Annotated in this window: 17 protein-coding genes; 7 read left to right on the forward strand and 10 right to left on the reverse strand. The window is 69.4% G+C overall.

The window, feature by feature from the left end:
- Positions 1–16 precede the first annotated feature (16 nt).
- Positions 17–259 carry a WHG domain-containing protein gene (locus OG953_RS06245; RefSeq protein WP_405691677.1) on the forward strand — a complete coding sequence of 81 codons (243 nt, stop codon included), beginning with the start codon at positions 17–19 and terminating at the stop codon, positions 257–259.
- 75 nt (positions 260–334) lie between these two features.
- On the opposite strand, the gene OG953_RS06250 is transcribed toward OG953_RS06245, so the two are convergent.
- The 3 genes from OG953_RS06250 to OG953_RS06260 are packed head-to-tail and all read right to left on the reverse strand — an operon-like array spanning position 335 to position 3,074.
- Entirely contained in the window at positions 335–1,156 is an 822-nt protein-coding gene (locus OG953_RS06250; RefSeq protein WP_405682944.1) for an ABC transporter ATP-binding protein, read from the reverse strand.
- The gene (locus OG953_RS06255; protein ID WP_405682945.1) at positions 1,153–2,172 is read right to left on the reverse strand and encodes an ABC transporter substrate-binding protein; all 1,020 of its coding nucleotides are present in this window, start codon (positions 2,170–2,172) and stop codon (positions 1,153–1,155) included. Before OG953_RS06255 ends, OG953_RS06250 begins: the two co-directional genes overlap by 4 nt.
- Positions 2,173–2,210: 38 nt before the next feature.
- Positions 2,211–3,074, reverse strand: coding sequence for an ABC transporter permease (locus OG953_RS06260; protein ID WP_405682946.1), 864 nt, complete (start codon positions 3,072–3,074; stop codon positions 2,211–2,213).
- A gap of 246 nt (positions 3,075–3,320) precedes the next feature.
- On the opposite strand from OG953_RS06260, the gene OG953_RS06265 reads away from it, so the two are divergent.
- On the forward strand, positions 3,321–4,343 hold the full coding sequence (locus tag OG953_RS06265; RefSeq protein WP_405691679.1) for a LacI family DNA-binding transcriptional regulator: 1,023 nt from the start codon (positions 3,321–3,323) through the stop codon (positions 4,341–4,343).
- Positions 4,344–4,407: 64 nt separating this feature from the next.
- Here the strand turns inward: OG953_RS06265 and OG953_RS06270 are convergent, their stop codons facing one another.
- Positions 4,408–4,659, reverse strand: coding sequence for a hypothetical protein (locus OG953_RS06270; protein ID WP_405682947.1), 252 nt, complete (start codon positions 4,657–4,659; stop codon positions 4,408–4,410).
- A 29-nt stretch (positions 4,660–4,688) separates the two neighbouring features.
- On the opposite strand from OG953_RS06270, the gene OG953_RS06275 reads away from it, so the two are divergent.
- On the forward strand, positions 4,689–5,225 hold the full coding sequence (locus tag OG953_RS06275) for a hypothetical protein (protein ID WP_405682948.1): 537 nt from the start codon (positions 4,689–4,691) through the stop codon (positions 5,223–5,225).
- 81 nt (positions 5,226–5,306) lie between these two features.
- Here the strand turns inward: OG953_RS06275 and OG953_RS06280 are convergent, their stop codons facing one another.
- From OG953_RS06280 to OG953_RS06305, 6 genes are all read right to left on the reverse strand, one after another.
- The gene (locus OG953_RS06280) at positions 5,307–5,894 is read right to left on the reverse strand and encodes a GAF domain-containing protein (RefSeq protein WP_405682949.1); all 588 of its coding nucleotides are present in this window, start codon (positions 5,892–5,894) and stop codon (positions 5,307–5,309) included.
- Positions 5,891–6,667, reverse strand: a complete 777-nt coding sequence (locus OG953_RS06285; RefSeq protein WP_405682950.1) for a GTP-binding protein — start codon at positions 6,665–6,667, stop codon at positions 5,891–5,893. The genes OG953_RS06280 and OG953_RS06285 overlap by 4 nt, the downstream gene beginning before the upstream one ends.
- Positions 6,645–7,016: a DUF742 domain-containing protein gene (locus tag OG953_RS06290; protein WP_405682951.1), complete on the reverse strand. Its 372-nt coding sequence runs from the start codon at positions 7,014–7,016 to the stop codon at positions 6,645–6,647. Before OG953_RS06290 ends, OG953_RS06285 begins: the two co-directional genes overlap by 23 nt.
- Before the next feature lie 2 nt (positions 7,017–7,018).
- Positions 7,019–7,453 carry a roadblock/LC7 domain-containing protein gene (locus tag OG953_RS06295; RefSeq protein ID WP_405682952.1) on the reverse strand — a complete coding sequence of 145 codons (435 nt, stop codon included), beginning with the start codon at positions 7,451–7,453 and terminating at the stop codon, positions 7,019–7,021.
- 7 nt (positions 7,454–7,460) lie between these two features.
- Positions 7,461–9,437, reverse strand: a complete 1,977-nt coding sequence (locus OG953_RS06300) for a sensor histidine kinase (protein ID WP_405682953.1) — start codon at positions 9,435–9,437, stop codon at positions 7,461–7,463.
- Positions 9,438–9,969: 532 nt separating this feature from the next.
- On the reverse strand, positions 9,970–10,752 hold the full coding sequence (locus OG953_RS06305; RefSeq protein WP_405682954.1) for a hypothetical protein: 783 nt from the start codon (positions 10,750–10,752) through the stop codon (positions 9,970–9,972).
- 75 nt (positions 10,753–10,827) lie between these two features.
- On the opposite strand from OG953_RS06305, the gene OG953_RS06310 reads away from it, so the two are divergent.
- From OG953_RS06310 to OG953_RS06325, 4 genes are all read left to right on the forward strand, one after another.
- Positions 10,828–11,016, forward strand: a complete 189-nt coding sequence (locus OG953_RS06310; protein WP_405682955.1) for a hypothetical protein — start codon at positions 10,828–10,830, stop codon at positions 11,014–11,016.
- Between the two features lie 225 nt (positions 11,017–11,241).
- Positions 11,242–12,447 (forward strand): helix-turn-helix domain-containing protein, encoded by a 1,206-nt coding sequence (locus tag OG953_RS06315; RefSeq protein WP_405682956.1) that lies wholly within the window; start codon positions 11,242–11,244, stop codon positions 12,445–12,447.
- Entirely contained in the window at positions 12,444–13,076 is a 633-nt protein-coding gene (locus OG953_RS06320) for a transcriptional regulator (RefSeq protein ID WP_405682957.1), read from the forward strand. Before OG953_RS06315 ends, OG953_RS06320 begins: the two co-directional genes overlap by 4 nt.
- A gap of 76 nt (positions 13,077–13,152) precedes the next feature.
- A complete protein-coding gene (locus tag OG953_RS06325) occupies positions 13,153–14,799 on the forward strand; it encodes a pyruvate, phosphate dikinase (protein WP_405682958.1) in 1,647 nt (548 codons plus the stop codon).
- The last annotated feature ends 315 nt before the right edge of the window (positions 14,800–15,114 follow it).

Below are 15,114 nucleotides of genomic sequence, written 5' to 3' on the forward strand. Positions count from 1 at the left end.
GGCGGTGGTGGCAGAGATGACGGCGTGGCTGGGCGCGGACGAGGCTGTGGGCGCGTGGGTGGCCGAGTACGCACCGACTGCGGCCGGGGACACCGGGAAGTCGGCACAGGCGTTGGCGGGTGCGGTGCTGGCATGGGCACAGCTGCACGGTTCTGTGGGACTGGAGGCCGCGGGGCAGTTCGTGGGCATGGGCCACAGCGGCGCCACGTTGCTGGGCGCGCAGACGGAGATGCTGGCGGACGCGTTCGGGCTGGAGTGAGCAGAACGGCCGTCCTGTCCTCAATCGCCCCGGACGGGCTCGGTCTTCAAGCCCGTCCGGCGGCCGAGGACACTGTCAGTCGTACGCGGAAGCCGCACCCAGCAGGTCACGGATGTGGGCGGCCGCGTCCCGGAACTCCGGGCGGCCCAGCGTCTCGCCGTACTCCCGTTCCGCGTCCAGCCCCACCTCGATGATCTCGGAGATCGTGCCGGGGCGCGGGCTCATCACCACCACGCGGTCGGCCAGATAGACGGCTTCCGAGATGGAGTGGGTGACCAGCAGGACGGTGGTACGGGTCTCCTGCCAGATGCGGTTCAGCTCCATGTTCATCTGCTCGCGGGTGAGCGCGTCGAGCGCGCCGAACGGCTCGTCCATCAAGAGCACCGGGGGTTCGTGCAGCAGCGCCCGGCACAACGCCACACGCTGCTGCATTCCGCCGGACAGCTCATGCGGATACGCGTCCTCGAAGCCGGCCAGGCCCGTCATCCGGATCAGCTCGTCGGTCCGGCCGCGGGCCTGCGCCGGAGGCATCTTCCGGATCTCGGCCTGGAGCAGGATGTTGCGGCGCGCCGAGCGCCACTCCAGGAGGGCAGCGCGCTGGAACACGTAACCGATGTCGTGCCGCACCCCGTCGACCTGCTCGCCGCCGAGCCGGACCTCGCCCGAGGACGGCTTCAGCAGTCCGGCGACCAGCTTGAGCAGGGTCGACTTGCCGCATCCGGACGGTCCGACGATCGCCACGAACTCACCGGGCGCCACATCGAACGAGACCTCGCGCAGCGCGGTGACATCGCGCTTCCTGCTGCGGAACCGGACCGCCACATCGGACAGTCCGACCGCGGCCGCGGCAGGAACCGGTGCCATGGCCCGGGTCGTGTACCGCTTCGGCATCGTCATCCCTTCAGCGCCGTCTTCTCGTCCCAGTAGTCCGCGACGGCCTTCGGCTTGCTGACCATGCCCGCCTCGGCGAAGACGTCGATGGTCTGCTGCCAGTCGGCCTCGTTGTTCACTCCGGGTGCCTTCCCCTCGGTCGACGAGGTGTGCAGCAGAGTGAGCGTCGTCTTGAACTGCTCGGCCAGGACCGTGGTCGGCGGCAGCTGCTCCGAGGCTCCGTCCATCGCCGCGACCGCCGGCCCGGGGGCCTTCTCGGCGGCCGCCCACGACTCGCTGACCGCCTGAACCATGCGTCCGGCGAGTTCGGACTTCGTGGCGAGGGTTTTCTGTCCGGCGAGCAGACCGTTGGAGTAGAAGTTCAGCCCGCTCTCGGAGAATCGCAGATACGAGACCTGCTTCTTGGCCTTGTCCTGCATGGTGGGGCCTTGGTCGCTGGCGTAGCCGAGGAGTCCGTCGGTCTTCCCGGAGATCACCGCGGCGATCTTGCCCGCCGGGTCGGTGTTCTGGACCTTGACGTCCGAAGCGTCGAGGTTGTTCTTCTTCAGGAAGATCGGGAAGGTCTTGGAGAGCGCGTCACCGGCGGTCCCCGCAATGGTCTTTCCCTTGAGATCCGCAGGCGACTCGATGCCCTCGGCGTCGAAGGACTGCACCGACGCCGGGGTGGTCTGGAGGAAGACTCCGAGGCTCTTCACCTGGACGCCCTGGTCGACGCCCGCGAGCAGTGCCGGGGTGTCGGCCCAGCCGAAGTCGGTCTGGCCCGCGGCGGTCGCCTGCACCGTCTTCTGTGAGCCCTGACCCGCCTGGATGTTCAGGTCGATGCCGTGCTTCTCGAAGATCTTCTGCTGCTTGCCGTAGTAGAACGGCGCGTGTTCGCCGTACGGATACCAGTTGAGCGTCAGCGTGACCTTGTCCAGCTTCTTGCCCGAGTCGCTCGTGGTGGTCGACGCGTCGTTGCCACCGCAGGCCGTAGCCACCAGGACAAAAGGTACGACACCGATCAGGAGTCTGCGCGCATACATGGGCTGGCCCTTCTCGCGACGAAGTCGGTACGACGGAGTCAGTACGTGGTGGTGGCGGAGGTATCCCGGCGGCTGGCGTGCCACGGGAGCAGCAGCATTTCGGCGATCTCCACGGCGACGAAGAGCACGACGCCGATGAGTGACATCACGAACAGCCCGGCGAAGAGCATCGGGGTGTCGAGGTTGCCGTTGGCCTGGAGGATCACATAGCCCAGGCCCTCGTTGGCGCCGACGAACTCGCCGACGACCGCACCGGTGACCGCCAGGGTGACCGCGACCTTGAGCCCGGAGAAGAGATGCGGGAGCGAGGCCGGAAAGCGGATCTTGAGGAGGGTCTGCCAGGGCCCCGCGCCCATGGTCGCCGACAGTTGGAGCATCTCCGGGTCAACCGCCTTGAGGCCGGTGACCATGGAGATCACGACGGGGAAGAAGGCGATGAGCACGGCGATGAGAATCTTCGGCTCGATGCCGAAGCCGAGCCAGACGACGAACAGCGGCGCGATCGCGATCTTCGGTACGACCTGGGCGAACAGCAGAATGGGATAGAGCGTGCGTTCGACGGTCGAGGAGTACACCATGACGACTGCCGCCAGTACACCGACGGCCACGGCGATCAGGAAGCCGAGCAGCGTTTCGTATGTCGTCACCCAGGTGTGCTGCCAGAGATAACCGGCCTTGCCGGTAAGGACATCGAGGGTCGCCCCGGGTGACGGTACGAGATACGGCTTCACCAGCTCCGCCGCCGAGATCACCCACCAGGCGGCGAAACAGGCAAGCAGCAGGGCGACGGGCCGCCAGCTCTGCTCGGCCGCCCGCGCGAACCGCTCCCCCGCCGAGGGTCCGGCCCGCCGGACAACTCCCTCCGCTTCAGGGGGACTTTTGGTCAACGCGCTCTGGCTCACTGTGAACTCCCTGCGCTTCGGGTGCAGTTGTGGAGAGCTGTGCGATCCTGCGATGACGAGAAGGCGCTTTCAGAAAGCGCTTTCTGATAGGGTTTTCGCCACGCTAATGACTGCCTGTACGCACGGTCAATAGGTCGTCGACAAGTTTCGGGACCTTCCACCACCGCGCCCTTGGGGGTCGAGTTGAGTGAACGGGGAACACCGCACCGCCCGGAGCCGCGCGGCGGCCTTCCCGCAGCGGCGCATGTGACGCTCGACGCCGTGGCCCGGGAGGCCGGGGTATCCCCCGCCACCGCCTCGCGCGCCCTCAACGGCACGACCCGGGTACGCGACGATCTGCGAGAGCGGGTACGGGCGGCGGCGGACCGGCTCGATTACATCCCCAACGCCCATGCGCAGGCACTCGCGAATTCGACCAACAACCGTACGGTGGGCGTCATCTGTCATGACGTCAGTGATCCCTACTTCGCCGCAGTGTCGAGTGGCGTGATGCGCGCCGCGGCCGAGCAGGATCTGCTGGTGATGCTGGCCTCCACCTTCCGGGAACCCGCCCGGGAGATCGCCTACGTCTCGATGCTGCGGGCTCAGCGTGCCCGGGCGATCCTGCTCATCGGCTCCGGCTTCCAGGACCGGGCGTGGGAGCGGGCCCTGGATGCCGAACTGGAGCCTTACGTACGGGGCGGGGGGCGAGTGGCCGTCGTCAGCAGGCACCGCAGCCTTCGGGTGGACACCGTACAGCCGGAGAACCGGGCGGGGGCGGCCGCGCTCGCCCGGACGCTGGTGGGGCTCGGGCACCGCACGTTCGCGGTGCTCACCGGCCCGCCCGCGCTGACCACTGTCTCCGACCGGCTCACGGGCTTCCGGGAAGGGCTCGCGGAGTCGGGAATCGGGCTCGACCGGGTCGTGGAGGGCGCGTTCACTCGCGACGGCGGGTATGCGGCGGCCCGGCGGTTGCTGGCCTTCGGCCGGCCGCGGCCGACCTGTGTGTTCGCGGTCACCGATGTGATGGCGGTCGGTGCGCTCGCCGCGCTGCGGGAGGAGGGGCTGCGGGTGCCGGAGGATGTCTCGCTCGCCGGGTTCGACGACATTCCGCTGGTAAGGGAGTTGTCGCCGGCGCTCACCACGGTGGCGCTGCCGCTGACCTCGATGGGCGAGGACGTGATCGCGCTGGCGCTGCGGGAGCCGTCCGCGGGGCGGCGGGCCCGGGTGGTGCGGGTGGCGGGAGAGGTCGTGGTGCGGGCGAGCACGGGAACGCCGCCGGTCGGGTGACCGGCGGCGTTCGGGTGCCGAGGTGCCCTCCATCGTGATTCGCCCGGCGGCGGAGGGCGGACCACTACGGGTGGACGAGCACCTGGGAGACTGCCACGCGCCCCGTCCCGGAGGTCACGATCTTCACCGTGCGGGTCCGGCTGTCCAGATTCAGGACTGTCGGGCGCAGCGCCTTCCCGCTGACGTGGACCGTCGCGTCGTCGGTGACGACATCGAAGTCGGCTGTCGTGGAAGAGGAGTTGTTCCAGATCTCGATCACCAGCAGGAAGTTCGGGATGATGCCCGCGTTGAAGAGCATCGTGAACAGGGCCGTCATCAGGAGCCAACGATGCCACCGCGCAGGCCGTGGAGGTGCGCCGGGCGGGACTGACCGCGGTGAACTTCTGGGGCGCGGGTACCGAGTACGCGGCCCGGCTGCCCGGTGACGACCATCCGTACCGGATCGAGACGACGAGTGTGCTGCACGGCCCGTGGGAGATCCGGGTGCACCGGGTCGAAGCGCCCGAAGGTGCGGTGGTACGGGAGGGCGGTCATGCGGTAGCTCATGCGGAGAGCCCGTTCGCCCTGTCGGGGCCCGACTGGGCGCTCGCCCGTACGGCCGACGGTCTGAGCAGCGCCCTGATCGCGCTGTACGGCTGGGACGGTGGTGCCGAAGGAGCCGCTGTGGCGCGCGACGTCCAGTCCAATGCGTATGGGCCTCGTTCCGCGATCCCGTATCTGCGCAGCCGACCGCACCCGGGCGGGCGGAGCATCCATGTATCGCTGGTCGCTCTCTCCCAGGACACCGTTCATCCGGAGGCACTGCGCGACTCGGTGCGGGTACGAGCGGGTGCGGACTCGGTGGTGCTGACGTCCCTGGACGGTACGACGGTCGAGGTCTGAAGACGGTCGAGGTCACGTCGTGGTGAAGGTCTGACCGCGGCCGGAGTCTGTTCGCGGACCGGGCCGCCGGGGCCCGCCCGGTCAGATCCCGATGCTGTTGTCCTCCCGCCGATGGAGGTGGCCGACGAGTTCCTGCGCCAGGGACTTGATCATGTCGAGCCCTGCCCTGCCCCACGGGCGGGGCACGGTGTCGACCGCGCAGACGGCGCCCAGGGCGATGCCCGTGCGATCGATGAGGGGCGCGCCGAGGTAGGAACGGATGCCTATTTCGTCGACTACCGGATTTCCGGCGAACCGTGGGTAGTCGCAGACGTCCTCCAGGACGAGCGCCTTGCGCCGTACGACGACATGCGGGCAATAGCCGCGGTCGAGGGCCACATACCGGCCGCCATGGCCGCTGCCCGCGGCCGTGGCGCCCAGGTCAAAGCCCCTGTGCGTGCCGGCCGGTGTGTGCAGTCCGGCGTAGAACTGCCGGTTCCCGTCGATGAAGTTGACCATCGAGAAGGGCACTTCGGTCACTTCGGCCACCCGGTCGGCGAAGGCGTCGAAGTTGTCGAACGAGGCATCGGCACTTTCCCCGAGGCCCAGGGTCCGTAGCCGCTGGGTACGGACGAGGGCGTCGCGGTCGACAGGCGTGAGCAGCATCCGGCCGCCGGCATGCAGGGTCACGGGTGTGCTCCGAAGCCGGACAACGGGGCCGGTGCGGAGGTGGCGTTGATCAGGTGCTGGACCAGTGTGACCAGTGCCCCGGTGCCGGAGCTGGCGATCCGGGCGTCGCAGAGCACGACCGGCACGTCCGGCCCCAGGTCGAGCGCGGCCCGTACCTCCTCGGGCGCGTAGCGGTAGGCACCGTCGAACTCGTTCACCGCGACGATGAATCCGATGCCTCGCCGCTCGAAGAAGTCGACGGCGGCAAAGCACTCCGCGAGTCTGCGGGTGTCCGCGATCACGACCGCCCCCAGCGCCCCCTGGGAGAGCTCGTCCCACATGAACCAGAAGCGTTCCTGGCCGGGGGTGCCGAACAGATAGAGCACGTGCTGCTGGTCGAGCGTGATGCGGCCGAAGTCCATCGCCACGGTGGTGGAGGTCTTGGACTCGATGCCGTCGAGGCTGTCGGTGGCGGCGCTGACCTGGGTCAGCAGCTCTTCCGTGCTCAGCGGTGCGATTTCGCTGACCGCGCCGACGAAGGTCGTCTTGCCGACGCCGAACCCGCCTGCAACCAGCACTTTGAGCGCGACGGGAAAGCCTTCGGAGCCACCGGCGTCATGACTGCCACCGGAGCCATGGGTGTCGCCGGAGTAATAGGCGCCACGGGGGTCGCCGTAGCCTTGCGGATAGCCATGCCTTGCGTGGCTTGCGTGGCTTCCGAAGCCTTCGGAGCTTGCGCTGTTCTCGTACGCGGCAGAGCTGCCGAAGCCGTCAGAGCTGTCGTCGTAAGCCATCGAGCACTGCCTCCAGCAGAGATCGGTCGGTGGGCATGTCATGGAAGGCGGGCGGGTGCGCGGTGACTGCCCCGCAGTCCACGAGGTCGGAGACGAGCACCTTGGTGACGACTGCGGGCAACCGCAGATGGGCGGCGATCTCGGCCACCGAGGTGGGGCCGCCGCACAGCCCCAGCGCGACGGAGTGCTCGGGACCGAGATGGATCTGCGGCTCGGTCCCGGTGGCCATCACCAGGGAGAGCAGGTCGAGCACGGTCGTCGGACGGGTACGGCCGTTACTCACGGCGTACGGGCGGATGAGCCGGCCTGCCGCGTCGTCGAGCATCGGCCCGTCCTGCGAAACCGACACCCTCACAACCCCGTGGCGCTCGGTGCCCCGGCCGCTTGTCTCGCCGGAGTCATCAGATAGGGCCGGACGCTCTTGACCAGCATGGTCATCTCGTAGCCGAGCACCGCCGCGTCCGCCTCGCGGCCGGCGAGAACGGCGAGGCAGGTGCCCGACCCGGCGGTGGAGACGAACAGCAGCGTCGAGTCGAGTTCGACCACCACCTGTCTTACGTCGCCGCTGTCGCCGAAGCGCGCGCCGGCACTGCGGCCGAGCGAGTACAGGCCGGCGGCCAGCGCCGCCATGTGGTCGGCGCTGTCGGCGTCCATGCCGTGGAGGGATTTCACCAGCCCGTCGGCGGAGAGGAGGACTGCGCTGCGTGTGTACGGCACGCGCTGGACCAGTCCGCTCAGCAGCCAGTCGAGGTCCGAGACCTGACCGGACGGCATATCGGTCGCCATGGTGCATCTACTCCTTGGAAGTATTCGCTTCGAGGGGATCGGTGACTGGGGCCGCGTCCTGATCCAGGGAATGATCGGGGGCCGGGGACGGGTGGTGCGATGCGACGGTCGCGATGAGTCCTCGGACCGGCAGCGGTCCGGGCGGGGTCTGGGCCTGCCAGGTCTGCGGGGCCGCCGTTTCGAGGCTCGTGTCCGGGCCCCGTTCGGTGTCCGCCTCGGATTCGCTACGGGCCTCCGCGAGTTCGATGCCCCGCCGGAAAGCTGCCATGAGTCCCGGGTCGTGCAGGGCTTGTTCGTCCTCGGTGCGCGGGACCGGTGCCTCCCTGAGCTGCGGAACCAGGTGCTCCTGGTGGGCGCGCCGGGGGAGTTGGGGCCTGCCCATGGTGCCGCGTACGACTCCGGGCTCGGAGTGGAGCGCTGTAGCGGTTTCGTCCGTGCGCCGGATTCCGGGGCGCGTCTCGGCCGGCGTGGGTCGGTCGAGGCGCTCGGCGCGCAGTGGGAGCGGTGGGGCTTCGCCCTCGCGTCTCGCCTGCTGGGGTGGTTGATGCAGGCGGAGCGGTTGAGTGGGTACGTACGGCTGCCGGTTGGCGCTCGCCTGCGGGGCCGGTGACGGGCCCGGACCGGCGCCCGGTCCGGGATTCAGGCTCAGGTTCGGCTTGTGGTGGCTTCCGCTGTCGTCCTCGGCCGGCGGACGGTGTACGGGCCCCGGGGGCGGGACCGGAGCCGCGTCGGCCTCGGCCGGAGCGTCCCCGTCCGCGCCCAGCAGGGACTGCGGGAGGACGAGTACGGCCTGCGTGCCTCCATAGATGTTGCTCTGCAGCCTGACCGCGATGCCGTGCCGTCGGGCGAGTGACGCGACGACGAACAGGCCGATCCGGCCGTCCTGCAGGAGATGGGACACATTGACCTGGTCGGGGTCGGCGAGCAGGGCGTTCATCCGCTTCTGCTCGGTGCCCGGCATGCCCAGGCCCCGGTCCTCGACCTCCAGGGCCAGTCCGGCGGTGACCTGCTGGGCACGGAGCAGCACTTGGGTGTGAGGGGCGGAGAACACGGTGGCGTTCTCCACGAGTTCGGCCAGCAGATGGATCACATCGGCCACGGCGTGTCCGCGCAGCGTGCCGTCGATCGGCGGTACCAGTTTGACCCGCGGGTACTGCTCCACCTCGGCGATCGCCGAGCGCAGCACCTCCGTCATGGTGACCGGGTTGCTCCACTGGCGCCGGGAGACGGCGCCACCGAGGACGGCTAGGTTCTCGGCATGCCTGCGGATGCGGGTGGCGAGATGGTCGACGTGGAAGAGGCCCTTGAGCAGATCCGGGTCCTCGACCTCGTGCTCCAGCTCGTCGAGCAGCTGGATCTCGCGGTGTACGAGCGACTGCAGCCGGCGGGCAAGATTGACGAACACCTCGACTTTCTGGTCCTCGCCGGTGTGGTCGGAGAGCCGGGACGCCTGCATGACCGCGGCCACGGCGACTTCCTGCTGGCGGCCGAGTTCCTGCGCGAGCAGCTCGAAGGCGTCGCTGCCCGGTGCGGCAGGCTGCGCGGGCCTGCGTGCGGGCACGGGTTCGCCGTTGCGGAGCTGTTCCACCACCCGCTGAAGTTCGGCCTGGCCCTGTGCGCTGGCGCGGCGAAGCGCCAGGCAGCGACCGAAGACGGTGGTGGCGACTCGGTTGGCGGCCAAGTACGCGGCCAGCACGGCGGCGACGGCCAGTGCACCGGCCCCGCCCAGTGCGGTCCACAGTTCGGTGGACGGCCGGGCTCCGGTGGAGCGGACGGTGAAGATGACCGCTGCGGCTCCGCTCAGCACCGCGGCGACGGTCGGCAGCACCGCGGTGCGCAGGAGTTGGGGGCGTATACGCGCCTCGGCGGATGGCTGGGCGGCACGCGGCCTGGCCGTGGCCGAGTGGGAACGGGCACCCGGTCGGCCGTGCCGTCCGCCCTCTCGGCGTTCCGGTCGCGCTTCGGGTGCGCGAAGTTGAGACATCAGTGTCCTCGGTACGTGGGGCACCAGGAATCGGCGTTCATGGGGTGGCACCTACGGTGGTTGGTCAGGCTCGGTTCATCGGTCGGGCAGGCTCGAAAGATATGAGCCCACCGTTGATCACCGGACACACACAGTAGTCGCCGATCACGCAGGTGCGACGGGCAGTTGTCGAACTTGCCCGCCATCCGTCCCGCTCTGGTATGACCTCTCGCACGAGAGACCGATTTCGCCGCATTGTCGGATCTCGGTAAGCCTGGCGCAGCCTGGGAATCTGTCCACCTGTACGACGCGGATCACGACGCGGGTCCGGGCACAAGGGACCCCACCCCCGACGTTGAGCCGAAGGAGTGGGGCTTCGGTGTCAGGACTTCACGATCCGGGTCTCGACACGGATGCCGGATGCGCTTCGCGAAGTCGGCACCCGCTTGCCTTGATGCCCGTGTGGCGCCCGCGGGTCGCCGCTACGCGCACGCCACACGAGGACATTGATCAGAACCGGCTGGCTGGCGCGAATGACTCCTTCCTCGTCTCGTCACCAGCCACCCGCCGGCACAGGTCCGTCAGATGAGTGATGAGGTTCGTTGTCGGCTGCGTACTGATCAGCAACGATGAAGGTGCTGGCGCAGTCTGGGCACTCGGCACGGCCGAAGAGGTACGTGAGACCCTCGGCCATCTCGGCAAGGCCAAGGGCGCGGGCCGTGTCGTACATCCGCTTGCCCAGGCTGCTGAGTTCATCAGCGGGGGACGGGTGGAGAGGGCGGCGGACATCTCCTTCGCCCCAGTCCCGATGGGCCGAGTACTGGCCGTAATCGCCGATCGCGAGGGTGACGGGCAGGTCGCAGTGGGGGCAGCTCACGGTGTAGAAGCCGTCTTCGAAGTCGTACTCGGCCAAGCTCCAGCCACTCGCGCCGGCGAAAGCGAGATCCGCCCTGAAGAGAGCCATCGCGCTCGCCGGTGAAAGGCCGCCGCCGTCGATGCGCAGGGCGACCATCCGCCGGAGCTCGGCAATAACGGGAGCCACTTCCCGCACGAGCTCGTCGGCGCCGTGATCCTGGTGGACGCCCGCCACGATCGCCCCGGCCAGTTCCAGCGCCCGGTCCACGGCAGCCGACTCGCCTGCACGGACGATGTCCCGCAGGTACGGCAGCGCGGCGAAACTCGCCGCACAGACGGTAAGCCCTTCGGTAGCCAGGAGGTGCCAGAGCTCCCGCCACGCCTCCTCGTCGCTGGACGGCGATCGCAGAACCCGCTCAAGAACGGGCGGAACCTCGTCGTACGGTCCGCGCCCGTACCTCGGCAACTGCCACTCGATCACTCACCGATTCAAGCATGCGAGCCGACGCCGCTCATCTGCCGTCCGGACCGAAACGACAGGGTGTACGCCACATGCGTGGTCAACGCCGACCTCAAGCACAGCTTGCCCAAAGGCCACCGGGCCCGGAACCAGGCTGAACTCGCCGCCGAGACCCGCCGGTTCTTCCGCAGACGCCGGCGCCGGCGCCGGCCCCACATCGTCCGCCGCTGCTTCCACGGCCCCCACGTCCGCTACACCCTCAACGAGAACCCATTGAGTTTCTGATCGATAGAGAAATACGGCGACCGCACAATGGACCGGCCCGGTCGGCGCTTTCTGACGGCGCGCCCGGCCGGCCGGCCCCTACGGGCCTGAGCGACCGGCAGCCTGAACCGGTCGGCCGACAGCCGTCCCGCTTCGCGTCGCTCCGGACTCGGATGGTCCAATCATCAGGATGTTCCGTGTATCTTTTGCTGTGAACGGCGCCGAACGGACAGGGAGGTGTCGCGGATGGTGCGTCTGACCCGGGCTCAGCAGCAGGAGCGCACGCGCGCGGCCGTACTCGCCGCGGCGAAGGCGGAGTTCACCGAGCGCGGCTACGCGGCGGCAAAGGTGGACGAGATCGCCGAGCGGGCAGAGCTGACCCGTGGCGCGGTGTACTCGAACTTCCCGAGCAAACGCGCTCTCTATCTGGCGGTGCTGGTCGACATGGTCGAACGTGCCGCCACGGCTGAGCACTGCGGCACCGCGGAGCGGAGCGGCACGACGGAGCAGAACGCCATCGCGGAGTCTGACACCACCAGCGCGGTCCCGCAGCCTCCGACACCGTCTGCGGGATCCATCGCCGACGCGTTGGGCGCATTCGCCCGGACCTGGCTCGAACGAATGCCCCTGGCCGACGGCACCCCCTCCTTCGGCCGGGTGCATCTCCGCTCACCGGCCGGGGTTCTCGACGACGAACCGATCCGCGACGCGTTCGGACAGGTGACCCACCTCGAGGCTCTGCTGCTGGCACTCGCGCTCGAGTCGCACGCGCCCGCCGACGCCCCGTCCGAGCGTCAAGTCCGGCGGGCCCAGCTGGTCCTGAGGCTGCTGGAGGGCCCGGGTGCCTCGGCGGATCCGGCGCTCGGCTTCGGCGACCCCTTCGACATCGTTCAGGCCTGCGCGCATCTGGGCGGGCTCGCCCTCGCCGACACCTGGAACCCTCCGCACCTGCCCTACGTCCCGCCGGCCCGAGCCTGCCTGGACCCCTGGTCCCCGCCGCAGGAGCTGCAGGATCTCATCACACACCGCCCCGTCGGCTTCGCCGAGGACGGGGTGATCACGCTCCTCGGCACCAACCGCCTGAAAGCCGCCGAGGAGGCTGTCCGCGCCGCACGGACCGGCGACCGGATCACCGTGGTCGTCACGACGGCGGACCCGGCCGAGACCGGCCGCCTCGTACAGCTGAGGGCCGGTGACTTTGCCCGGTGCCTGCGGCGCGTGTTCGAACCCGGCGCGTGGCCACGTCTCCGCCTCGTCCTGGACGAGCGCGGTCTGCTGGCGTCGGCCGTCGGCGTACCGGATGCCGACGACGCCACCGAGTACGCGGTACGCGTGCAGCACGGCACGATCGTCGCCCGAGCCCAAGGACGCGGTGCCGCCCATGGAGCGGCCACCTTCGATCTCACGACCGCAGATGTCTCCCACACCACACCTGATGGGGCCGCACCATGACCCAGCCCGTTTCGTCCCACGCGACCAGCACCGACCTGCTGGTGCTTCACACCCTCCGCTGCATCGGCTTCTCCGGCCTCTCCGGGGTGGCCAGGGCGTCAGGACTCCCCGAGTCCGACGTCGAATCGGAACTGATCGACCTCGCCGTGGCCGGACTCGTCACCCATGCCGCGGGCGACTTCGGCGGATGGGGCCTTACGGAGGACGGCCGAGCCGCGGACGCCGAGCGGATCGCCGACGAGTTGGAGGAAGCCGGAGGCCGGGCCCGACTGACCGCGGCATTCGATCGGTTCCTGGTGCTCAACCCCGAGCTGCTCGATCTCTGCACAGCATGGCAGACCCGCACCGTAGACGGCACCATGACGATGAACGACCACAGCGACCCCTCCTACGACGCCCGGGTGCTCGACCGGTTCACGGAGTTCCACCAGCGTGCCGAGCCCCTCTGCGCCGAGCTGTCCGCGGCGCTGCTCCGCCTCCAGCGCTACCCCGTCCGGCTCGCCGACGCCCTCGCCCGGGCGAGGGCCGGCTCTCTGGAGTACGTGACGGACAGCACGTCCTCGTATCACACCGTGTGGTTCCAGCTGCACGAGGATCTGCTGGCCACCCTCGGCATCCCGCGCCACTGAACCCGCCGCCCGCCATCCCGCGCATTCCGCGAGACCCGCAGCCGAACCAGCAAGGCGACGCAGAGATGACAACGCGATGACCTGGATTCACCCGCTTTCGGCCGACGTCGAGGAGACGGCGGAAGTCCTCGGTGGCAAGGCACACGGTCTTGTCGTGCTCCGCCGTCTGGGACTGCCTGTGCCGCCGGGCTTCGTCATCAGCACGGAGGCGTGCCGCGCCTTCCTCCGTACCGGACGGCTGCCCAGCGGCCTCGACGCCGAACTGGCGGCCGCCGTCGCCGGCCTCGAAGCCGCCACGCACCGCAGGCTCGGCGGTCCACGGCGGCCGCTTGCGGTGTCCGTCCGCTCCGGCGGCAGCGTGTCGATGCCCGGCATGATGAGCACCGTCCTCAACCTCGGGCTCACCACCGAGGCGACCACCACCCTGGCCGACGAGACGGGCGACCTGCGGTTCGCACTCGACTCGCGGCTGAGGTTTCTGACCAGCTTCGCCTCCGAGGTCGCCGGCGTGGGCCCGGAGAGCGTGGCGGGCATCGACCGTGCGCTCGCACGACAGGATACCGACACGAGCCGCCTCGCCGAGGCGATCCAGGACGTCGAGCAGCTCATCGCAGAACGCAGCGGCGAGAGCGTGCCCGAGGACGCCACCCGCCAGTTGGAGCTCGCCGTCGAGGCCGTGTTCTCGTCGTGGAACACACCGCGCGCGAAGACCTACCGCGAACTGCACGGCATCCCGCACGACCTCGGCACCGCCGTGACCGTACAGGCGATGGTGTTCGGCAATCGAGACCAACGCAGCGGGACGGGCGTCGCGTTCAGCCGTGATCCCAACACCGGCGAGCGTGTCCCCTTCGGTGAGGCCCTGTTCGGCCGCCAAGGCGAAGACGTCGTCTCGGGCTCGTCACCGACCGAGCCCCTGAGCGAACTGGCCGACCGGGAACCCGAGGTGTGGACCCGCCTGCTGTCCGCCCTGACCCGGCTCGAGGAGAACTGCCGCGACGCGTGCTACGTCGAGTTCACCTTCGAGGCGGGCGAACTGTGGATCCTGCAGGTGCGCCGCGGGCGGTTCGTCGGGCGCGCCGCAGTCCGGGTCGCGGTCGACCTGGCCGACGCGGGAACGATCGGGCGCGACGAGGCGCTGCTCCGCGTTTCACCACAGCACCTCACCCACGTACGTACACCTCGGATCACGGCGATCGAACCCCGCGACCTGTTCACCCGAGGGCTGGGCGCCTCCCCGGGAGTCGCTGTCGGCCAAGTGGCAACCACCGCCGACAGCGCGGCCCGGCTCGCCGCGGGAGGGCCGGTCGTCCTGCTGCGCCCCGAAACCTCCCCGCTCGACATGCACGGCCTGGCCGCCGCCGCCGGGGTGGTCACCGCTCGCGGCGGCCCGACGAGTCATGCGGCCGTGGTGGCGCGGTCGATGGGGAAACCCGCCGTCGTGGGTGCCGCGAACCTCACCGTCGACGCCGCCGACGGCTGCGTCCGGGCAGGCGGACGCACCCTGCCCGAAGGCACCCTCATCGCCGTTGACGGAACGGGCGGAGAGGTCGTCGTCGGCAAGCCCCGCATCGCCGCGTCCTCGACCGACCCACAGCTGCACCGGCTGCTGGGCTGGGCCGACGACGTCGCGGGCGACAGGACCACGGGCCGCAACGAATCCGAACGCCTCACCTCGGCACAGGCCGCCCTCCGGCGGACCGGCGACGGACCGGAGAGCTGACGGCGTTCATGCGGGGCGCGCGAGACCCGGTCGGCGTGAACGCCCTTCACCACCGGTAGACGAAAAGCGTTCTTGGTTCCTGCAACCTAGGAAATCTTTGTTCTCCTGGATCCTCAAGTCGACTGCTCGGAGGCATCGTTGTGCTCCAGGAGACCCGACACACAGCAGAGGACGGGGAGGGCAGACTGGACCGGCGGCGTCGTCCAACCGCTAGCAGCACAGGTCTGCGCCCGGAGCCACCTGGCGTCCGGGCGCAGACACCAGCAGGCTCGACACGAACTCCGGTCGGCGCAGCTCGGGTTCTGTCGAACGAAC

This window comes from Streptomyces sp. NBC_00057, from assembly GCF_045041165.1.
Lineage (GTDB): Bacteria > Actinomycetota > Actinomycetes > Streptomycetales > Streptomycetaceae > Streptomyces.